18 protein-coding genes are annotated in these 22,241 nt (G+C 48.0%); 12 read left to right on the top strand and 6 right to left on the bottom strand.

Annotated features, from left to right (window positions below; genetic code table 11):
* Nucleotides 1-631: 631 nt before the first annotated feature.
* Together G7Y45_RS15010 and G7Y45_RS15015 are read right to left on the bottom strand one after the other, a co-directional pair.
* Complete coding sequence (locus tag G7Y45_RS15010) at nucleotides 632-1,540, bottom strand: cation diffusion facilitator family transporter (RefSeq protein ID WP_005778390.1); 909 nt, start codon at nucleotides 1,538-1,540, stop codon at nucleotides 632-634.
* A 46-nt stretch (nucleotides 1,541-1,586) separates the two neighbouring features.
* Nucleotides 1,587-1,931 carry a DUF6686 family protein gene (locus tag G7Y45_RS15015; protein ID WP_005778393.1) on the bottom strand — a complete coding sequence of 115 codons (345 nt, stop codon included), beginning with the start codon at nucleotides 1,929-1,931 and terminating at the stop codon, nucleotides 1,587-1,589.
* Between the two features lie 408 nt (nucleotides 1,932-2,339).
* On the opposite strand from G7Y45_RS15015, the gene G7Y45_RS15020 reads away from it, so the two are divergent.
* The 9 genes from G7Y45_RS15020 to G7Y45_RS15060 all read left to right on the top strand — a co-directional run bounded on the left by G7Y45_RS15020 (nucleotide 2,340) and on the right by G7Y45_RS15060 (nucleotide 14,187).
* Nucleotides 2,340-3,185 carry a calycin-like domain-containing protein gene (locus tag G7Y45_RS15020; protein ID WP_032541472.1) on the top strand — a complete coding sequence of 282 codons (846 nt, stop codon included), beginning with the start codon at nucleotides 2,340-2,342 and terminating at the stop codon, nucleotides 3,183-3,185.
* Nucleotides 3,186-3,228: 43 nt separating this feature from the next.
* Nucleotides 3,229-3,897, top strand: a complete 669-nt coding sequence (locus G7Y45_RS15025; protein ID WP_005778396.1) for an HmuY family protein — start codon at nucleotides 3,229-3,231, stop codon at nucleotides 3,895-3,897.
* A 37-nt stretch (nucleotides 3,898-3,934) separates the two neighbouring features.
* On the top strand, nucleotides 3,935-6,079 hold the full coding sequence (locus tag G7Y45_RS15030) for a TonB-dependent receptor (protein ID WP_165015239.1): 2,145 nt from the start codon (nucleotides 3,935-3,937) through the stop codon (nucleotides 6,077-6,079).
* 182 nt (nucleotides 6,080-6,261) lie between these two features.
* Nucleotides 6,262-10,527: a cobaltochelatase subunit CobN gene (locus G7Y45_RS15035; RefSeq protein ID WP_165015242.1), complete on the top strand. Its 4,266-nt coding sequence runs from the start codon at nucleotides 6,262-6,264 to the stop codon at nucleotides 10,525-10,527.
* 8 nt (nucleotides 10,528-10,535) lie between these two features.
* Nucleotides 10,536-11,225 carry a hypothetical protein gene (locus G7Y45_RS15040; RefSeq protein WP_032540478.1) on the top strand — a complete coding sequence of 230 codons (690 nt, stop codon included), beginning with the start codon at nucleotides 10,536-10,538 and terminating at the stop codon, nucleotides 11,223-11,225.
* A 38-nt stretch (nucleotides 11,226-11,263) separates the two neighbouring features.
* Nucleotides 11,264-11,866 carry a MotA/TolQ/ExbB proton channel family protein gene (locus tag G7Y45_RS15045; protein ID WP_005778404.1) on the top strand — a complete coding sequence of 201 codons (603 nt, stop codon included), beginning with the start codon at nucleotides 11,264-11,266 and terminating at the stop codon, nucleotides 11,864-11,866.
* Complete coding sequence (locus tag G7Y45_RS15050) at nucleotides 11,863-12,189, top strand: DUF2149 domain-containing protein (protein WP_005778408.1); 327 nt, start codon at nucleotides 11,863-11,865, stop codon at nucleotides 12,187-12,189. Before G7Y45_RS15045 ends, G7Y45_RS15050 begins: the two co-directional genes overlap by 4 nt.
* A 703-nt stretch (nucleotides 12,190-12,892) precedes the next feature.
* Complete coding sequence (locus tag G7Y45_RS15055) at nucleotides 12,893-13,666, top strand: threonine/serine exporter family protein (protein WP_005778412.1); 774 nt, start codon at nucleotides 12,893-12,895, stop codon at nucleotides 13,664-13,666.
* Nucleotides 13,663-14,187, top strand: a complete 525-nt coding sequence (locus G7Y45_RS15060; RefSeq protein WP_005806704.1) for a threonine/serine exporter family protein — start codon at nucleotides 13,663-13,665, stop codon at nucleotides 14,185-14,187. The genes G7Y45_RS15055 and G7Y45_RS15060 overlap by 4 nt, the downstream gene beginning before the upstream one ends.
* A gap of 125 nt (nucleotides 14,188-14,312) precedes the next feature.
* Here G7Y45_RS15060 and G7Y45_RS15065 read toward each other — a convergent pair whose 3' ends face one another.
* Together G7Y45_RS15065 and G7Y45_RS15070 are read right to left on the bottom strand one after the other, a co-directional pair.
* Nucleotides 14,313-14,981, bottom strand: coding sequence for a bifunctional 4-hydroxy-2-oxoglutarate aldolase/2-dehydro-3-deoxy-phosphogluconate aldolase (locus G7Y45_RS15065; RefSeq protein ID WP_165015245.1), 669 nt, complete (start codon nucleotides 14,979-14,981; stop codon nucleotides 14,313-14,315).
* A gap of 22 nt (nucleotides 14,982-15,003) precedes the next feature.
* Nucleotides 15,004-16,029 (bottom strand): sugar kinase, encoded by a 1,026-nt coding sequence (locus G7Y45_RS15070; RefSeq protein ID WP_005806707.1) that lies wholly within the window; start codon nucleotides 16,027-16,029, stop codon nucleotides 15,004-15,006.
* Nucleotides 16,030-16,309: 280 nt separating this feature from the next.
* On the opposite strand from G7Y45_RS15070, the gene G7Y45_RS15075 reads away from it, so the two are divergent.
* Nucleotides 16,310-17,383 carry a substrate-binding domain-containing protein gene (locus tag G7Y45_RS15075; RefSeq protein ID WP_032537027.1) on the top strand — a complete coding sequence of 358 codons (1,074 nt, stop codon included), beginning with the start codon at nucleotides 16,310-16,312 and terminating at the stop codon, nucleotides 17,381-17,383.
* On the opposite strand, the gene G7Y45_RS15080 is transcribed toward G7Y45_RS15075, so the two are convergent.
* Both G7Y45_RS15080 and G7Y45_RS15085 read right to left on the bottom strand, forming a co-directional pair.
* Nucleotides 17,359-17,808, bottom strand: coding sequence for an N-acetyltransferase (locus G7Y45_RS15080; RefSeq protein WP_165015247.1), 450 nt, complete (start codon nucleotides 17,806-17,808; stop codon nucleotides 17,359-17,361). The two genes, G7Y45_RS15075 and G7Y45_RS15080, sit on opposite strands and share 25 nt — an antisense overlap.
* Nucleotides 17,805-18,158 (bottom strand): helix-turn-helix domain-containing protein, encoded by a 354-nt coding sequence (locus G7Y45_RS15085; protein WP_005778426.1) that lies wholly within the window; start codon nucleotides 18,156-18,158, stop codon nucleotides 17,805-17,807. The genes G7Y45_RS15080 and G7Y45_RS15085 overlap by 4 nt, the downstream gene beginning before the upstream one ends.
* A gap of 166 nt (nucleotides 18,159-18,324) precedes the next feature.
* Here G7Y45_RS15085 and G7Y45_RS15090 point away from each other — a divergent pair, with 166 nt between their 5' ends.
* Nucleotides 18,325-18,855, top strand: a complete 531-nt coding sequence (locus tag G7Y45_RS15090; protein ID WP_005806714.1) for a DJ-1/PfpI family protein — start codon at nucleotides 18,325-18,327, stop codon at nucleotides 18,853-18,855.
* A 331-nt stretch (nucleotides 18,856-19,186) separates the two neighbouring features.
* Nucleotides 19,187-22,231 (top strand): ATP-binding protein, encoded by a 3,045-nt coding sequence (locus tag G7Y45_RS15095; RefSeq protein WP_241158973.1) that lies wholly within the window; start codon nucleotides 19,187-19,189, stop codon nucleotides 22,229-22,231.
* The last annotated feature ends 10 nt before the right edge of the window (nucleotides 22,232-22,241 follow it).

Below are 22,241 nucleotides of genomic sequence, written 5' to 3' on the forward strand. Positions count from 1 at the left end.
AAACTGTTTTCGGTTATAGTAAAAGAAGAAGTAATTTCCAAGGTCTGCAAAGTATTTATAAACATAAAGATAGACATATGGGGTAGATCATTAACAAAAAGATGCAAAAGAAAAGAATTCACTAACACGTACAACCGCAATAAGAGAGCAAACAGAAGAAAATTCGGCAGAAGCGAACGGATTCCCCCCTTCCCAGGGCAGTATAAACAGGGTGAATTTACGGACTTCCGGGCAAAAACGGGTAAGGATAAACACAAAAGGGTTACGCCATCCGGCGGGGATGGCGTAACCCTCCGGCTAATATACCATAATGATACGGAGTGGAAGGTATTATCCAAGTGAGGAAAAGACATTGAAAAGATCTTTTCCTTCTATTTCACCTACTGTCCAAGTTATAGACAAATGATCAAATAGAAAGTAGAAATATAAAAGAAGACCCTTATTTACCAAAATGGATTCCAATTGCTATCGGATGGCAACCGGACGGATGTAATATCTGCCAATACAAAAAAGAGTGAAGCGATTTCCCTGCGTTTTTTTCCAAGGCCTCCGGACAGGAAGCCAAACAGGGGATTCTGACACGTTTTAAATATCAGATTGACAAATTGCTTTTCAAGAAGAACTGATTTTCTCAACACATACAATCTTCCCCTTCACAACAAGCCCCTTTATACTCAAACTCTAAAGTGACATGGCTGACACCGGCATGTGCCAGTTCGTTCTTGATCTTGTGCTTCACCTCTTCCATACGGCGTAAATCGTTTATCACAATATGGGCAGTCAAGGCTGTCTCGGTAGTGCTCAACGCCCAGATGTGTAGATGATGGTATCCCTCTACCCCAGATTGTTCCAATATAACCTGTCCGATCCTCCCACTATCGATGCCTACAGGGACTCCATCAAGTGAGAGGCGAAGGCTGTCATGCAGCAAGCCCCAGGTTGATATAACAATTATAACAGCAATCACCAGACCGATAATCGGATCGACAATCGTCCAGCCGGTGTACATGATGACAATACCCGAAATGACTACTCCCACTGATACCAACGTATCGGCAGCCATGTGCAGATAAGCTCCCTTCACATTAAGATCCTTTTCTTTGTCCTTCATAAAGAGCCAGGCTGTGATGGCGTTGATGACTACCCCTACCCCGGCTGTCCAAGCAATGGCAGCACCTTCAACGGGAACAGGATGAAATAATTTCTCCACACTTTCAGTGACGATAATACCGACAGCAACCAGAAGGATGACAGCATTGAGCAAAGATACCAATACCGTACTTTTTTTATAACCATACGTATAACGGCTGTTAGGGTGCACTTTTGCCAACCGGAAAGCAAGCATAGCCAACACAAGACTTGCCACATCGCCCAAATTGTGTCCGGCATCGGAGAGTAAACCCAAAGAATCATAATAGAAACCGATGCCGAACTCAACGAGGACAAACAAAATGTTCAGCGTAATGCCAATTATAAAAGACTTATTGAGCGACGTCAACTCATGGACGTGCTCATGATGATGTTCGTGAGAATGTACCATTATCGATAAGATATTTATCTACTTTTAAAACAGTCCGGCAGACAAATTAGTTCAATGAAATATCATACATAAAAGAGATCAGGTGGTCTGCCTCTTCACCGACCGGTGCCTGTAGTAACACCAGAGACTTCAGTTCTTCAAGTTCAGCCTGGCAGACACAGAAATAAACATTCTGTGCCGGCAACTTCAGAAAGATCTTCCGGTTAGCATTCATTTTCCGGTTTACCTTCTCACAATAAGATCCGTTGATTGATACAATATAATTGCGGAGACATTCAAGACCAGCCTCGGACAGACGAAAGAAGAGGTTGCCAAATTCCAGATGATACACTTTACAGTGGGCACAGTAGGTTATCATTCCATTACGGGTTTTGCTGATTAATTCCATCATAACTTCGAAATTTTAGTAATGGCACAAAAGTACGCAGAGCACTGTGGGAAGACAATACCTATTAATGCCTAATTATCAGGCAACCGGTAATCACATATAGGGAGTCGGACCAATGATATTATCCGACAATACAAAAATGAATGTGCTGTAACGGGGCTGTTTCTCAGCATTTTGCTTCCCATAAGCGCGACAAAAACACTATAAATCCGGCAGGATAAACGGATAATATCCTCAAAAGAGCTTACTTATTTATGGGTATCCGCCAAGTTCTTTTTCACACTATTTAGGTATTGTAAGCCCTTTTTATTGAGCCTACCTTTGCATCCGAATTCAAAAATAATTCAATACTTATATAATAGTAAGACATACACATTTATCAGAATACTAACATTAAAAATAAGAAAACAAATGAGAATTAAGAATTTACTGACTATGATGTTTGTGTTGTGCGCCTGCGCAGCCTGCAATGACGACAAGAATGAAGAAACACCCCTCAACCAAGTGGTAGCCGGAAAATACGACGGATATACCAAAGCTGTAGCGCAATATTTCCCTGCCGGACAATATGCCGACAAGCAAAGCATCACACTGACCGCTAACGAAGACGGGACTGTGAACGTGACATACACTTCCGACTCCTTCGGTGAGTTCACCATCAACAATGCGACCGTAAAATCAGAAAGCAATACATACACCCTTAGCGGAAAAGGAGAGACCGTAATGGCCATGGCAGGAAAAGATCCCAAAACGTATGATTGCACCTTGAAAGGAACCATCGACGCGGCGAAAGCGGCTCCTTCTTTTGAAATATCCGTACCGGCCGTGATGGGCGGGCTGACTATCACTTTCACTCAGGGAGAGGCTCCGGCGGCGGCAATGGTTGCAGGCTCTTACGCGGGTTATACCAAAGCCGTAGCGCAATATTTCCCTAACGGAGAATATGCGGCAGACCAGACGATCAAAGTGACTGCTAATGAAGACGGGACCGTGAACGTGACATACACTTCCGACTCCTTCGGTGAGTTCACCATCAACAATGCGATCGTAAAATCAGAAAGCAATGCGTACACCCTTAGCGGAGAAGGAGAGACCGTAATGGCCATGGCAGGAAAAGATCCCAAAACGTATGATTGCACCCTGAAAGGAACCATCGACGCAGCGAAAGCGGCTCCTTCTTTTGAAATATCTGTGCCGGCCGTGATGGGAGGACTGACTATCACTTTCGCCAAAGGTGACGTACCGGCAAATAAATAAGTTAAGAACAGAATAGACCTGATAACAGAACAATCTCACTTACATGAAAATACATTCTCTGTTAATGAACTTTACTCTGCTGGGAACGATACTCGTATCGTTCTCAGCTTGTAATGGGATATTGAGTAACATCTATGACGAACCGGAAACTGCAAAGGATTTCGGTTTCATTGCAATAGACCGTGCCAATCACAGCGGTACAGTCCGGGTGGACGCAACCCAATATACAAAGTGGAACTACATCAACCTGCACACCCTGCGGATTGACTCGGCCAAGATTACCTCCGAAGGCGCAGAAGATCCGGCTGCATGGGACCTCGCCATTCATCGGTATGATGTAAAGACGAATGGCGGTGAAGTGCTTGAAACCGACTTCCAGAGCCTGAATGCACTGAAGAATGCGGACAGCATGCCGCAAGGAACATTCGTGGCAGACGAATGGACGACGAACAAAATTGCCATCGACGTCTCACACATGATGGAGGATGACGGATACCTGATCTACGCCCCGTCGGACTACAATCCGGAGCTCTCAAAATGGCTCGATGTAGACACCCGAGAGATGCCTCCCATTTACACTCCGTCCAATAAGGTATATCTGCTTAGGATGGAGGACGGCACCATGGCTGCCATTCGTCTGACGAGTTATATGAACGCCAAAGGAGCCAAAGGGTACATGACTTTTGATTACCTGTATCCATACGAACCGTAATCCCCCTCTGATAAAGATAAAAACAAATAAAATAAATATGCAAAGACTACTTAAACAGGCATGTTGCCTCTTCGCAAGCCTCTTGCTGACAAGTGTAGCTGCCGCACAACATAAAATATCCGGTAAAGTGATCGATACCGACAAAGAAGCACTGGTCGGCGCTACCATCACTTTGAAAGAAAAGCCATCCGTCGGTACCACCACCGACACGGAAGGGCACTACACCCTGACACTTCCGGACCAGAAGGAGTACACCATTCAGGTCTCATTCGTCGGCTATGTAACGACTTCAAAGAAAACAACGGCTGCTCGGCAAGGCCGTCTCGACTTCGTCCTGAAAGAAGACCTGATGGATCTGGGTACAATAGTCGTCACCGGAACACGTACCCCGAAACTGCTGAAAGATGCTCCCATCATCACCCGGGTAATCACAGCGGGCGATCTGAAAAAGGTGGATGCCACGAATATCGGACAATTGCTTCAGGTAGAACTACCAGGCATCGAATTCTCTTACTCGATGGACCAACAGGTGCAACTCAACATGCAAGGATTCGGCGGTAACGCCGTCCTCTTCCTGGTAGACGGCGAACGCCTGGCGGGAGAGACACTTAACAATGTAGATTATAACCGCCTCAACCTGGACAACGTGGAGCGGGTGGAGATCGTGAAAGGGGCAGCTTCTACGCTGTATGGCTCGAATGCCATCGGCGGCGTAATCAATATTATCACCAAGGCTTCGGATGATCCGTGGAACCTGAACCTCAATACCCGTTTTGGAGTACACAACGACCAGCGACACGGCGGTACGGTGGGGTTCAATGCCGGTAAGTTCTACAGCCAAACCAACGTGCAATATACCAACATAGACTCCTACGACGTGAAACAGGGAGACTATACAACCATCAATGGCAACAAGACCTGGAATGTGAAGGAACGACTGATGTTCACCCCGAACGAACAGCTACGGCTGACGGCACGTGCCGGTTATTATTTCCGTGAACGGGATGCATCACCGGAGACCAAGAACCGCTATCGCGGATTCAGCGGCGGACTGAAAGGGAACTATGACTTAAATACCCAAAGCAACCTGGAAGTTGCCTATACATTCGACCAGTACGACAAGAGTGACTATCTGGTATCGTACAAGAATGACATCCGCGACTACAGCAACGTGCAACACAGCGTACGCGCCCTTTACAACTACACGTTCGACGATAAAAACACGTTGACCGTCGGAGCGGATTACTTGAGAGATTACCTGATGTCGTACCAATTTGAAGACAACGGTGATTACACGATGCACTCTGCCGACGCTTTCGGACAATTCGACTGGAACCCGACGGAACACTTCAACGTGATTGCCGGATTGCGGTTCGATTACTTCTCCGAATCGAACGTGCGCCACTTCTCACCCCATCTGGGATTGATGTACAAGATAGGAAACTGCTCCCTGAGAGGATCATATGCGCAAGGATTCCGTTCGCCCACCCTGAAGGAGATGCACATGGACTTCTACATGGCAAGCACCATGATGATTTATGGTAACCCGGATCTGAACCCGGAAACCAGCCACAACTTCTCACTCTCGGGAGAATACACCAAGAATCGTTACAACTTCACGCTGACGGGTTATTATAACCTGGTGCACGACCGCATTGATTATAGCTCTTTCAGAGATACCGACGGAACAATTGCTCAAATATATACCAATACTCCACGGGTGGACATCGCCGGAATCGATGCCAATGTTTCTGCCAAATATCCCTGCGGCATAGGCGCACGCATCTCGTACACGTACATCCATGAGTTTATGCGCGAGGGACAGGCAAAGACCACTTCTACCCGCCCCCACTCGGCTACAGTACGACTGGAATACGGCAAAACGTGGGACCACTATGACTTCAACCTGTCACTCGACGGACGTGCTTTGTCGCAAGTGAAAACAAACCAGTATACCTCCAACGATCCGAATGCCGGAACGGAAAAGGTTACTTATCCGGGTTATACCATGTGGAATCTGACTCTCACGCAACGAGTATGGAGAGGAATCAATGTGAATATGGCCGTCAACAACCTGTTCAACTATCGTCCTGATTATTATTACGCCAATTCGCCCTATACAACGGGAACCAATTTTTCCGTAGGGCTTTCGTTAGACGTTGACCGGATATTCAGAAAATAACAAACAAGATTAGGACAGTCGTATTCTCTGGGTACATCAGCATACGAATGAGTTCAATTCGTTTTAAAATCACTGATAATCAAAGCATTGAACAATTCACTCAAACAGTCTGATATATCAATAAACAGATCATTGAACCAGCAATTAAAACAGATAAAATAAACCAAAGAACAAGAAGCAATATGAAAAAGAAACAAATCATCACAGCCTGTTGCGTGGCCGCGGCAATACTCGTCGGAGTATTTGTCTGGCAGACCTGTTTCAGCGCCACGAAGATTGCCTTTGTCAATTTCCAGACCATCAATCTGGGAAATATTTCAAAGGCGAACGACAACTCGTTTGTCAAACTAAGAGAAGTCTCTACGGATCACCTGGACGAACTGACGAACTACGATATGGTGTTCGTCAACGGTATGGGATTGCGCATCGTCGAAGAGCAGCGCCAACTGATACAACAGGCAGCCGACAAAGGCGTACCGGTGTACACCTCCATGGCAACCAACCCCGCAAACAATATCTGCAACCTCGATTCGGTACAGATGAAACAGATACGCCAATATCTTACCCATGCCGGAAAGGTAAACTACCGGAATCTGCTTTCGTATGTCCGCAAAGAGATTGACGGCAAGCTGATCTCGGCACCTGCACCGGAAGCACCGGTAGAGAAACCGACCGATCTTCTCTACCACGCCGGAGTGAAAAATCCGGATGACGAAATGGAATTCCTAAACGTGTCCGATTATGAAAAGTTTCTCCGCGAAAACGGACTCTATAAAGAGGGGGCACGCAAGATTGTGATCACCGGACAGATGGCGGATGCCACGGAACTGATTAAAGCACTCGAAGAGGCGGGACACAACGTGTATCCGGTCTCTTCTTTCACCCGGTTCATGGAGTTCGTCCGTGAAATCGGACCGGATGCCGTTATCAACATGGCACACGGACGCATGGGCGACGCCATGGTGGAATATCTGAAAGAGCACAACATTCCTCTCTTCGCCCCGCTCACCATCAACAGTCTGGTGGAAGACTGGGAAAACGACCCGATGGGTATGTCCGGCGGGTTTCTTTCGCAAAGCGTAGTGACACCGGAAATTGACGGTGCCATCCGCCCGTTCGCCCTCTTTGCCCAATACAAAGATGACGAAGGATTGCAACATTCATTTGCTGTTCCCGAACGGTTGGAAACGTTCGTAAGCACAGTGAACAACTACCTTTCCCTGAAAACAAAACCCAACAGCGAGAAGCACATAGCCATCGTCTACTATAAAGGTCCCGGACAGAATGCGCTGACAGCAAGCGGAATGGAAGTAGGCCCCTCGCTCTACAACCTGCTGTTGAGAATGAAGAAAGAAGGTTACCGAGTGGAAAACCTCCCTGCCAATGCCAAGGACCTGGAGAAAATGATCCAGGCACAGGGAGCCGTATTCGGCATGTATGCAGAGGGAGCTTTTGATGAATTTATGAAAACCGGTAACCCCGAACTGGTGACCAAAGAGCAATACGAAAGCTGGGTGAAAGCATCGCTCCGTCCCGAAAAATACGCTGAAGTGGTAGCTGCCAACGGTGAGTTCCCCGGCCAATACATGACTACGTCCGACGGACGTCTGGGCATCGCACGGTTGCAGTTCGGCAACGTAGTACTGATGCCGCAGGTGGCAGCCGGCAGCGGAGACAATGCCTTCCAGGTGGTGCATGGCACCAATGCCGCACCTCCCCACACTTACATCGCTTCGTACCTCTGGATGCAGCACGGGTTCAAGGCAGATGCGATGATTCACTTCGGTACGCACGGAAGCCTTGAATTCACTCCACGGAAACAGGTGGCGCTGTGCAGCAACGACTGGCCCGACCGCCTTGTGGGAACTCTTCCGCACCTTTACATTTATTCCATCGGCAACGTGGGAGAAGGCATGATAGCCAAACGCCGTTCGTATGCCACCCTGCAATCTTACCTCACGCCTCCTTTCCTCGAAAGTAGCGTACGGGGTATCTACCGTGACCTGATGGAGAAAATCAAGATTTACAATAATGCCACCGGATCGAAAGAGAAGCAGTCGCTTGCCGTGAAAGCACTCACCGTGAAACTGGGCATTCACCGTGAACTGGGACTGGACAGCTTGCTGACCCGCCCATACAGCGAGGATGAAGTGGCACGTGTGGAGAACTTCGCCGAAGAACTGGCCACGGAAAAAATCACCGGACAGCTTTATACAATGGGTATACCCTATGAACCGGAGCGTATCACTTCTTCCGTACTTGCCATGGCAACCGAGCCGATAGCTTACAGCCTCCTGTCACTCGACAAACAACGTGGCAAAGCGACAGCCGATGTAGAGAAGCACCGCTCCCTCTTTACGCAGCGTTACCTGAATCCGGCCCGTGCTTTGGTAGAAAAACTGATAAGCAACCCTGCACTGGCAACAGACGAACTGATCTGCCGTACAGCCGGTGTCAGCCCCGAAGAACTGGCGAAAGCACGCGAAATAGAAGCTTCACGCAATGCTCCGAAAGGAATGATGGCGATGATGATGGCTGCCGCTGCCAAAAACAAGGCAGAGGACAAGACCGGAAAGGCAACACATAAGATGCCGGAAGCCATGAAGGAGAAAATGAAAGAGATGGGTGCTCACATGGATTCGTCCAAGGCCATGGAAATGGCAAAGAAAATGGGTGCCAGTCCGGAAGCCCTGAAGAAGATGGAAGCAAAGATGAATCCTCAAAAAGTGGAAAAGAAACCTGCCCAAAAAGAATACAGCAAAGAGGAAATCAACTTCGCCCTTGCCCTGACGGAGGTGGAACGCACCATCCGAAACGTGGGTAACTATAAGACAGAGTTGGCCGACAGCCCCGAGAAAGAGTTCGCCAGCCTGGTCAATGCCCTGAATGGCGGATACACTGCGCCTTCACCCGGTGGTGATCCGATTGCGAACCCCAACACTCTGCCTACAGGACGCAACATGTACGCCATCAACGCAGAAGCCACTCCTTCGGAGTCGGCCTGGGAAAAAGGAGTGGCACTGGCCAAACAGACCATCGAAACTTACCGAAGCCGTCATAACGACAGCATTCCCCGTAAAGTCAGCTACACACTCTGGTCTGCCGAATTCATTGAAACGGGAGGAGCTACCATCGCACAGGTATTGTATATGCTCGGTGTAGAGCCGGTTCGTGACGCCTTCGGGCGTGTCAGTGACTTGAAGCTGATTCCATCGGCCGAATTGGGGCGCCCCCGTATCGACGTAGTGGTACAGACATCGGGACAGCTCCGTGATATTGCAGCATCCCGCCTTTTCCTGATCAACCGTGCGGTAGAGATGGCCGCGGCTGCCAAAGACGACAAATATGAAAACCAGGTAGCGGCAAGTGTGGTAGAAGCCGAACGGGCACTGACCGAGAAAGGGGTAAGCCCGAAGGATGCCCGTGAGATGGCTGCTTTCCGTGTGTTCGGCGGTGCCAACGGAATGTACGGCACAGGTATTCAGGAGATGGTCGAATCCGGTGACCGCTGGGAAAATGAATCAGAAATAGCCGCCACTTACCTTAATAATATGGGTGCTTACTACGGTAGCGAAAAGAACTGGGAGGCCTTCCGGAAATATGCTTTTGAAGCCGCACTGACCCGTACGGATGTAGTGGTTCAGCCTCGTCAGAGCAATACATGGGGGGCACTGAGTCTCGACCACGTATACGAGTTTATGGGAGGCATGAACCTTGCCGTACGCAACGTGACCGGCAAGGACCCCGACGCTTACCTGAGCGATTATCGCAACCGTAACCACATGCGCATGCAAGAAGTCAAAGAGGCTGTCGGTGTAGAAAGCCGCACCACCATCCTCAACCCCGCTTACATTAAAGAGAAGATGAAAGGCGGTTCTTCCTCTGCCGCCGAGTTTGCCGAAACTGTAACCAATACATATGGCTGGAACGTGATGAAACCTGCCGCCATCGACAAAGAACTTTGGGACAACATTTACAATGTATACGTAAAAGACGAATACAATCTGAACGTGAAAGAGTTCTTCGAAACACAAAGTCCCGCCGCCCTTGAAGAGATGACTGCCGTCATGCTCGAAAGTGCCCGCAAAGGTCTGTGGAAAGCAAGCGCCGAGCAGGTTGCCGAACTGGCAAAACTCCATACCGAAACGGTAAACAAGTATCGTCCGTCGTGCTCGGGTTTTGTATGCGACAATGCCAAACTGCGCGAATACATCGCTTCCAAGTCGGATGCTCCGGCTGCCGCACAGTACAAGGAAAACATCACCAGGATACGTGAAGCAAAAGCTTCGGGCGATGCCAAAGGAATGGTGATGAAGAAAGAAGAGATAAACCGGACACCGGAAGAACAAAAGACAACCCTGAGCAACATTGCCGTGGGTGCAGCCGTAGTAGTGGTGATACTGGCACTCGTACTCTTTGTCCGCAAACGTCGTAAAACATCAGAATAATCAGGAGTATGGATACAGTCGTACTTGTATTAATGCTGTTAATAGCATTCAACTTTCTGCTGAAACAGACTTTCTGGAAAGCAGTGGCGGTAGGCATCATCGCTGCCGTTGCCGCCCTGTTTGCGGGACTGATGTGGCCGTATGCCATCGAGCAGTCGAAAACACAGATTGCCGACTGGCTGGGCAACACCGCCCTGATGCTGGACACTTCCGTTTTACTGACTATCGAGGTCAGCCTCCAGATGGCCTATGCCATGCTGGCGGTACACGTTGCCAGTGCCTATCCGGTAAAGCCCCGCACGCTGCTCACCTACCGATTCCTGAGATGGTTTCCGGGACTGCTTATCTTCCCGGTATTATTCAGCGGGCTGGTCTATCTTATCTTTGCTTTCCCGGGGACACCATTCACCACCGTGGCGTGGGGGTATGCCGCTTGTGTGTTAATAGCCATCCCCGTGGGACGCCGGGTGCTGCTCTATCTCCTTCCGGAGAAAGAACTGCGGTTGGAACTCTTCTTCCTCACTAACGCATTGGTAGCCATCCTGGGGATTGTCGCTACCGTGAACGGACGGACTTCCGTAGCCGGAGTCAGTGAAGTGAACTGGGGAGCACTGGCCGGCGTCGGAGGAATAACCGTCATCGGCAGCGCCATCGGACTCGGATGGTGGAGACTGAAGAAAAAAAGTAATCAATCATAAAAACAACAGGTAAATCAACTTTTTAAAACTGATCGACAATGAATATCATATCAGACATTTTATATTGGATTTCTACAGGACTGCTCGTTCCTGTTATCGTATTGCTTATCGTATTATTCGGCCGTGCACTTCTGTTGGTCGGCAGTTTCTACGGACAGTATCTCTCGATACGCAAGACAGAGGCACTGCTCCGCAACGAACTGAACGCACTCACTCCTGCCACTGTTACTGAACTGGCAGCCAAATTGCCGGAGAAATCATCATCCCTCGTCATATCCTATATCCGCCAGGTACTCGAAGCACACGATAGTCCGGCACAGGTACAACGCCTGCTCGCCAACTTCGAGATTGCAGCCGACAAAGACCTCGCCATTTCTAAAACACTGACCAAGCTCGGCCCTATCCTCGGATTGATGGGCACGCTTATTCCGATGGGTCCCGCCCTTGCCGGACTGGCAAGCGGTGACATCGCTTCGATGGCCTATAACATGCAGATCGCTTTTGCCACTACCGTTGTCGGACTGGTAGCTGGAGCCGTAGGGTTCCTCACTCAACAGGTGAAACAGCGCTGGTATCTTCAGGATATGACCAATCTGGAGTTTCTTTCCGAATTGTTGAACGAAAAACGTGCGGCCCGATGAAACGAAACCTGCTCAGAAAAGAAGAAGATGCCGACCCGATCAGCGTCGTATCGAACCTGTTCGATGTAGCCATGGTATTTGCCGTAGCCTTGATGGTAGCTCTTGTCAGCCGCTACAACATGACCGAAGTGTTCTCTCAGGAAGACTACACCATGGTGAAAAACCCCGGAAAAGAGAATATGGAAATCATCACCAAAGAAGGACAGAAGATCAACCGTTATACTCCTTCGGAAGACCAGCAGAAAAGCGGCAAGAAGGGAAAGAAGGTAGGTATTGCCTATGAATTGGATAACGGGGAAATCATCTACGTCCCGGAAGAATAAGTACTCTCGACAGGACTGTCCCCCGAAAGTTGGCAAACAGCGTATAAAAGGGCATGTCAAGAGTCTGTTTCACCACAGATCAGCAAATCACACAGAGATGCGGTTTACAGATAATCCAAGCAATTATCTTCTCTGTGTAGCCTGCTGTTCTGTGGTGAACTGCTGATATACCCATCCGGCACTCTGCAGACGGGAATTTCAGTATCCGGTTGTCGGCCGGCAAACAAAAGACCTGAACCTTTTTGCCCTCAAACATTTAAGTCTTTTCAGTGAAACACTTAAGCATTCTCAGCGAAACGTTTAAGTCTTTTCAGAAAACGTTTAAGTCTTTTTCGGAAACTCTTAAATCTTTTTCTCCCCCCACGAATCAAAAGCCCAATGCTGTCTCACGGCTCTGAATAACAACCGGAAACAAACTTTCCGGGAATTCCGCCTTTATGCAAATATCATTTCCTTTCAATTGAAACAGATCAACAACTCTCCAAAAAGAAACCTGCTTCTCCTTTTGCCTGCAATTTTTTTGATTACCTTTGTCCCCCGAAAAGACGCAATTCACCCGTTAAAAAGGATATCCCCCATCTAAGACCTAAACCGGAATCGAAGCACTATACAGACACATCAACCGCATTCCCTTCACCGGAAATGTAGAAAAGCAACATGTATGTATCACTGATTTAAGAAAGAGTAAAAAGATCAAAACCTTATGGACATCCACCAAGAATTAAAAGAACTATCTAAATTCCTGTCTGAATATTCCACCAGCCTGATGGCCGTAGGTGTACAGACATCACGCATCGTACGAAACACATCGCGAATTGCCGAATCTTTCGGCTTTTTCTGTGACATGACCATCTTTCAGAAAACCATCATCATGACGTTACGCGACGCCGATAACTCACACTCGTACAGCACAGTAAACAAAATCAAACCCATGGGGCTGAATTTCGCCATCAACTCCGCCCTCAGTACCCTGAGCTGGGAAGCGTATGACGAGCATCTGTCTCTCACTGAACTCCAGCGACGTTATCACGAAATAGTCAGCAAGCCGCGCGAAAGCAAATGGCTCGTACTGATCCTCGTTGCTTTTGCCAATGCGTCATTCTGCCGCCTGTTCCAAGGTGACTTTATTTCTATGGGGATCGTATTCGCCGCCACCCTGGCAGGTTTCTTCGTCCGTACCGAACTAATGGGACGTCACTGGAATCATCTGGCAGTATTCATCATCTCTTCGTTCATCGCCTCGATGATCGGCAGCACAGGCTACCTGATGCACTGGGGAACCACTCCGGATATGGCTTTGGGTACCAGCGTCCTCTACCTGATCCCGGGTGTACCACTGATCAACTCCATCATGGACATCATCGACGGACATGTACTGGCGGGAACATCGAGATTTATTAATGCCTGTCTGCTTATTATTTGTATAGCAATCGGCCTTTCAATGACCCTTTTAATCACCGGAATCAGCACTTTATGATGAATATAGAATTTATAACCGCCATTATACTCGACGGCGCATTCGCCGCCATTGCCGCCATCGGATTTGCCATCATCTCCAATCCACCCCGGAAAGCCATATTGATCTCTGCTTTTCTGGCGGCCGTTGGCCACGGATTACGCTACTTCCTGATGCATACGCATCTGTTCACGATGGACATCGCCACAGCCTCTTTCTTTGCTGCCGTCTCCATCGGTTTGTTAGCCATCCCCTTTGCCAAGGCAATCCATTGTCCGGCGGAGGTATTCTCGTTCCCGTCTCTCCTGCCGATGATTCCGGGAATGTTCGCTTATAAAAGTATCCTGGCACTGACAAAGTTTATGCAGACCAAGGATGAAACTGCCTCCTTGCAATATCTGGTAGATTTCTTCCACAATGGCAGTACCACTATCTTTGTGTTGTTTGCCCTGGTTGTAGGAGCTGCCGTACCGGTATTTATCTTCCACCGCCAGTCATTCACAGCTACACGTTTACTGAAGAAACTGGTAAAGAAGGGCTGACAGAAAGGCTCACCACAGATTACACGGATTCCCACAGATTAATGATTTATCTTATGGATAAGAACAATCAAAAATCTGTGGGAATCCGTGTAATCTGTGGTGAAAAAAACACCGGAAAACTTCACCTATTTCCTTGCTTCGGCAATGTAAGCCAAGGCTTCGGCACATTTCCCGGTGACATATCCCCAGTCTCCGGCCGTTACTTTATCTTTCGGGAACAATTTGGACCCCATGCCTACGCAGAACGCACCTGCCTTGAACCAAGACGTCAGATTCTCCCTCGTAGGTTCCACCCCACCGGTCACCATCAACTTGGACCATGGCATCGGAGCCATCAGGCCTTTTACAAAATTCGGACCATATACATCTCCCGGAAATATCTTGCAAAGATCACAACCGGCCTCCTGCGCAAAGCCCACTTCCGAAACCGAACCGCATCCCGGTGTATATACAATCAGCCGGCGATTGCATATCTTAGCAATCTCCGGATTGAATAGCGGCCCTACCACGAAGTCAGCCCCCAACTGTATATATAAAGCCGCAGTAGCCGGATCGACCACAGAACCGACACCCATAGCCATTTCCGGACACTCACGGGCTGCAAACTTCACGATTCCGGCAAATACCTCCTGGGCAAAATCCCCCCGGTTTGTAAATTCAAAAGCACGGACGCCACCTTCATAACAGGCCTTTAGCACTTTCTTCGCCACTTCCACATCTTCGTGATAGAATACAGGAATCATGCCCGTTGTCCCCATCTTAGTCAGGACAGCTATTTTATCAAATTTAGCCATATCTATTTATTTACAATTGAATTTATCTTTGTACACGTCCACTCGCATCGCCTCCGGCCAGCGCCTCGACTTCTGCCACAGAAACCAGATTGAAGTCTCCGCTGACGGTATGCTTCAATGCCGATGCCGCCACGGCAAATTCAAGCGCTTCACCCTGTGTAGGCTTCGTAAGCAGACCATGGATAATGCCTCCGGAGAACGAATCCCCACCACCTACCCGGTCGACAATCGGATCGATGTCATAGTGCTTGGAAACGTAGAATTCCTTACCATTATAAATCATGGCCTTCCAGCCATTGTGTGACGCGGAGAAAGATTCACGCAGTGTCGAGATAACATAGCTGAATTCAAACTCTTCCGACATACGCCGGAAAATCTCCTTATACCCCTCGGCATCCGTATGTCCGCTTTCCACATCCGCGTCGGGCTTGAATCCCAGACAAAGCTCCGCATCTTCTTCATTACCGATGCAGACATCTACATACTTCATCAAAGGTTTCATCACGGATTGTGCCTTCTCCTTTGTCCACAGTTTCTTACGGAAATTCAGATCGACCGACACGGTCACCCCGTGACGCTTGGCAGCCTCACATGCCAAACGGGTCAATTCGGCTGCTTTGTCCGAAATGGCGGGAGTAATACCCGACCAATGAAACCAATCGGCTCCCTCCATAATCCTGTCAAAATCGAAATCCGCCGCATCGGCTTCGGCAATGGCGGAATGCGCACGATCGTAAATCACCTTACTGGGGCGCATGGCAACACCGGTTTCCAAATAATAGATGCCGACACGGTCGCCTCCCCTGGCAATATAATCTGTCATCACACCATATTTGCGGAGTGCATTTACAGCCGACTGCCCTATTTCATGTTCAGGCAGCTTGGTTACAAAATAAGCATCATGGCCATAATTAGCGCAGCTCACAGCTACGTTAGCCTCACCCCCACCGTACACCACATCGAAAGAGTCCGATTGAACAAAACGAGTATTTCCCGGAGGAGATAACCTGAGCATGATTTCGCCTAACGTAACGACTTTCTTTCTCATAATTCTATATTTAGTTAGTTTTGAGTTTAATTTGTTTCTATTCTAAAACGATCGATCTTAATTGTTCAGTTACAATTTATTATTCACCCCCCAATCTTCTCAATAACATACTGGATATATGAACAATAGCAATGTATAAAATAGACACCGGCAAAGTCCGTGTGCGGACACAAAGATACACAGATTTTCATGATTACAAAAATTATTATATATTTGTGTCCATAGAAATAAAACTATTATTGTGTCCGGGCACAAAACCCCGCATAAATAAAGAAGACGCATGAATAAATTGCCAGAAAGAATCAGAATCAAGGATATTGCCCGTTTGGCAAACGTATCTGTAGGAACTGTCGACCGCGTGCTCCACGGCCGTAGCGGAGTATCGGAAGCAAGCCGGAAACGGGTGGAAGAAATCCTGAAGCAACTGGACTACCAGCCCAATATGTATGCCAGTGCACTGGCCTCCAACAAGAAATACACTTTTGCCTGCCTGTTACCCAAGCATCTGGAAGGTGAATACTGGACAGACGTGCAGAAAGGTATCCGTGAAGCGGTTAGCACATATTCCGATTTCAATATCTCAGTGGACATCACTCACTACGATCCTTATGATTACAATTCGTTTGCAGCAACCAGCCGGGCTGTCATTGAAGAACGCCCGGACGGAGTGATGTTTGCTCCTACCATACCGCAATACACAAAAGAATTCACCGATGCACTGAACGGGTTGGGTATACCTTATATATACATCGATTCACAAATAAAAGATGTCCCTCCCCTCGCCTTCTTCGGTCAGAACTCCCACCAAAGCGGATACTTTGCGGCACGTATGCTGATGCTGCTTGCCGGAAACGACCGGGAGATCGTGATTTTCCGTAAGATACACGAAGGGGTGATCGGATCGAACCAGCAGGAAAACCGTGAAATCGGTTTCCGCCAATATATGCGGGAGCATCATCCCGACTGCAATATCCTTGAACTCGACCTGCACGCCGACCCGAATATTGAAGACAACCGTATGTTGGACGACTTCTTCAGCGAACATCCGGAAGTGAAGAACGGGATCACGTTCAATTCGAAAGTATACATCATCGGTGAATACTTGAAAATGCGTCGGAAAAACAATATCAACCTGATCGGTTACGACCTGCTCGAACGGAACGTGGCTTGCCTGAAGGAGAGCACCGTCTCTTTCCTGATTGCCCAGCAACCCGAGTTGCAAGGATTCAACAGTATCAGGACTCTATGTGACCACCTGATATTCAAAAAGGAGGTGACATGCACCAACTACATGCCAATTGACCTTCTGACCAAAGAAAACATCGACTATTATAACTTTTCCCTCTTCAGATAAACCATATCCCGGAGCAAAATTCCATCTTCACAGATGGGATGATCATAATGGTCGGTAAAGAAATTCTCAACGCGGTGGGAAGGGACAAATCCGCAAGACTGATAGAACGAAAGTGAGTGTGGAGTATCGCCCGTCCCCACAAACATAACCGAGCATCTGTCCGAATAGTGACGGAACAGGAATTCAACCAGATATCTGCCGTAGCCCTTGCGCTGGCTCTCCGGATAAGTCGCGATATTCTTCAGTTCGTAAATACCTTCCCCCTCGTTGGTCACCACACAAGCCGCTCTGAGCTCTCCCCCGTCGTACAAGGTAAACATCTCCCCACGTTCCAGATAGCGGTCCACCATATCCTCCTGTTCGTCTGCCAGCAGGAGCAAATCGAGGAAACGCTTTTTATCAAAAAACACTTGCTCTACCTTCATTTCCTTTCTCCTTCCCTGTGTTCAAGAATCACCGTCATGTGGTCCAGTGCCCAGCCTACCAACGCCTCTACATGCGGAATCAGACTGCGTCCCGTCTCCGTCAGGCAATACTCCACTCGTGGGGGCACCTCCGCATACACCTTTCGTTGTACCAATCCGTCGGTTTCCAGTGTTCGAAGCGTGACAGTCAGCATCCGTTGCGAAATGTCATCAATCGTTTTATGAATGTCACTGAAGCGCATCGTTCCGTTCGCGTTCAGCGTTACCAATACCAGCATCGACCACTTGTCGCCCAGCCGGCACAGTACGTCCCTGATAGGACATGTCCCTGTAGGATGAAAATTTTTCATTTTTTAATCTTTTCTATTCCATTGAGTTCCAGCAATAGTTATCTCTATGTAAGTTCCTTATTCTGAAGTTCGTTCTTGTTTATCCGCACAGAGAAACATACATTTGCAAGCACAAAAGTAATAAACTTACGAAAGATAACTATTGTTTCACTTAATAATTTATGTTATGGCAAAGAAAGTTGCAGTATTAGCAGTCAATCCGGTCAACGGATTCGGTTTGTTCCAGTATCTGGAAAGTTTTTTCGAGAATGGTATTCCGTACAAAGTATTCGCGGTGTCAGATACCCGGGAGATCAAGACCAATTCCGGCATCACCCTGTTTGCCGATGACGTGATAGCCAATCTCAAAGGACATGAAGACGAATTTGACGCACTTGTATTCGCTTGTGGCGACGCAGTGCCGGTATTCAAAGACAATGCAGGAAAGGCCTACAATGTAGACCTGATGGGAGTAATCAAAGTATTTGGTGAAAAAGGCAAACTTATGATCGGCCATTGTGCCGCCGCCATGATGTTCAATTTCACCGGAATCACCGCCGGAAAGAGGCTGGCCGTCCACCCGCTTGCCAAACCCGCTATACAGACGGGACAGGCGACTGACGGGAAATCGGAAATTGACGGTAACTTCTATACCGCACAAAATGAAAACACCCTTTGGACAATGATGCCTCAGCTGATCGAGGCTCTGAAGAAGTAACGCGGGACACCTCTGTTACAGCACTTATCACGACAGTGTGCCGGAAGCTATTCATAACGCCCCGTCTGCTTCCCGGCACACTTTGTGTTTTCCACCCTCACTCGATCTTCTGCTTCAACCTTTTCATATAATCAAGTAAAAACAGGTCATAATTCATTTATTATTAATACTTTTACAGTCGAATAAACAAAACATCGCCATCATTCAATAGAATTTTATGACTACTTCCTTTGGAGTAACATCCATTTTCTGTACCCCATTGCTGAGAAAACTGTTGGTTCTTTTCACATGTTTCCTATCAGTAAGCCCTGTATCCGCCCAAAAAGAGGCAATGAATACCAAAGACTATATTCTGGTCATTAACACCTATACGGAAGCCTTCGCATGGAGCAACCGCCTGATCTTTACAGCAACCGAATTTGTCAAGGATGATCCTCACTTAGCCATTTATGCCGAACACATGAATCTCTTGATGATGGATAATGACAGTACACTGTGTGAATTCAAGACCAACCTGTTCGAGAAGTATGGTTCCCATTCCCCGCGCGCGCTATTATTGCTGGGTAATTCCACCTTGATGTTGCGGGACGACTTCAGAAAGGTATGGGGTGATGTCCCGATCATACTCTGCTCCGAAAAAGACTACATCGGTCCCAGAGAATATTATTTGAAGAAACACCCCGTCCCTCCGTCCGAACGAATCCCACTGACCGAACTGGCCCAGCCCTATAACCTCGTCCTTCTTTACTCCAACCAATACATACGTGAAAACCTGGAGTTAATGTTTCATATCCTTCCCGATATGAAAAAGCTGATTTATGTAGGCGATCAGAGATTCGTCAATCAAACGAACAGTATAGAAATACAGGAAGTATTACAATCCAGCCATCCCGGGGTCCAATATACTTTTTTATCTCCTGAGAATATTCTGGAGACCAACCAACTGATCGACTCTCTCAACTTTGTCGATCCCCGGACCACCGGCATCCTGTTTTCTTCCTGGTTCTATAAGCGGAAGTTTGCGGGCAACACTTCACTGTCTATCGTATCACCCAAAATTGTTTCTACTGTTTCACCTCCCCTGTTTGCCCTCAGCACCATTGACGTAAAAGACAAAAGCAGCGGGATGACCGGAGGATATTCTTACAATCAGACAGAATTCGACAAGCGGCTTCTCGGTATATTTTCCGATGTACTGAATGGCAGGCAACCCCGCACCCTCCCTTACTATTATCCTCAGGACGGTATGCCTATCATCAATTATGAGACACTGATCCATAAAGGATTTTCTCCCGACTTATGTCCGGCCAACACGTATTTCATCAACAAACCGCGCACCTTCTGGGAACAATACAGCTACTTCCTTATAGGTACATGCATCTCCATCCTCCTACTCGTCCTGTTTTTCCAGTACCGCATCCGCACACTGAACAGGCTTAAGAAAACACAGTTGAAAGAGATAGAGACCATGACCAGCTATAAAAACCTGATCAACAACATGCCCATCCTCTATATGCAGGAGAAGCTGATAACAAACGAACAAGGCATAGGCACAGATTTGATCTACCTGAACGTAAACCCCCATTTCGAACAGAATTTTTTCCGCAGAGAAGATGCAGTAGGCAAGAAAGCAAGTGAGATGTTTCCCGAATCCCTCCCCGAGTTCCTGCACTTCATCCAGATGTCACTCAAGGAAAACCGGGTTGTTACTTTCCCATACTATTTCAGGAAAATCAATAAATTCTATGATATCGTCCTCAAAGGTACCCATCAGAATAACGTGGTTGATATTTTTTGTCTGGACAGTACCGAATTACACCTGGCACAACAAAAACTGACCGCCACCAACCACAAGCTGTCGATGGCATTGGATGTGGCAAATATCATTCCATGGAAATGGGATCTGCTCAGCAAAACCATCCTGTGTGACATCAACAAACCCATCGAACTCAGTTCACCCGGCAACAGCGTGAACGACGAGCAACTGGCCGTGCCGGACACGCAATACTTCTCAAAGATATTCAAAGAAGACCGCAAACGGGTGGAACAGGCATACAAAGACCTGATTGAAGGTCGCACGGACAAGGTAAAGGAGGAATACCGGGTTATCAACGTACAGAACCACACCCACAAAGTGGAATGGGTAGAAGCCCAGGCCGCCGTAGAATCCCGCGACGAAAACGGAAATCCTACCACGCTGGTAGGCTCTTCACTGGTCATTACCAAACGAAAAAAGATGGAGATGGAACTTACCACGGCCAAAGACCGCGCCGAAGAATCCAACCGCCTGAAATCGGCTTTCCTTGCCAACATGAGCCATGAAATCCGTACTCCGCTGAATGCCATCGTAGGCTTTTCGGGTATCTTGGCATCTACCGATGAGGAAGAAGAAAAACGGGAATACGTCAACATCATCGAAAATAACAACACCCTGCTCTTACAACTGATCAGCGACATCCTCGACCTGTCGAAAATAGAAGCCGGCACCCTTGAGTTCCAATACTCCAACGTCGAGCTGAATGCCGTAATGAAAGAGCTGGAAAGCACGTTGCAGCTCAAGATGAAATCCGAAGCCGTGAAATTGGAATTCGTACCTCCGGCAGACCGCTGCCTGGTTCATCTGGAAAAGAACCGTGTTTCCCAGCTGATCATCAATCTGGTGACCAATGCCATCAAGTTCACCGAGAAAGGGAGTATCCGCTTTGGCTACGAGCTTCGCGGAAAAGAGCTTTATTTCTACGTTGCCGACACCGGTTGCGGCATTGCCAAGGACGAGCAGGAAAGCATATTCGGCCGATTCGTCAAACTGAACAGTTTCGCACAAGGCACAGGGCTCGGACTATCCATCTGCCAGACACTGGTCAACCACATGGGCGGACACATCGGTGTGGAGTCTGAGAAAGGTAAAGGTTCCACATTCTGGTTTACCCTCCCTTACGAAGCCGCATCGACAGCCGAACCTGTCCGGAAAACAGTTATACAGCCCATTGCGGTAGAGAAAGACAAACTGACCATCCTGATTGCCGAAGACAACGAAAGCAACTTCAGGTTATTTGAGTCCATCCTCCGCCAGGATTACCGCCTGCTTCATGCCTGGGACGGCCGCGAAGCCGTAGAAATATTCCGCAAAGAAGATCCGCAGATTATCCTGATGGACATCAACATGCCGGTCATGGACGGATATGAAGCCACTAAAGAGATCCGTAAATATTCGGCCAAAGTCCCTATCATCGCAGTTACGGCCTTTGCCTACGCTTCGGACGAACAGCGGGTGATGGAAAGCGGTTTCGACGGATACATGCCCAAACCCATCAATGCGCGCCAGTTACAGGCACAGCTCAAAGAGATTATGCAGAGACGGATCATCCTGCTATAACAACAGGATG

It is taken from the genome of Bacteroides sp. ZJ-18 (assembly GCF_011038705.2).
GTDB lineage: Bacteria > Bacteroidota > Bacteroidia > Bacteroidales > Bacteroidaceae > Bacteroides > Bacteroides hominis.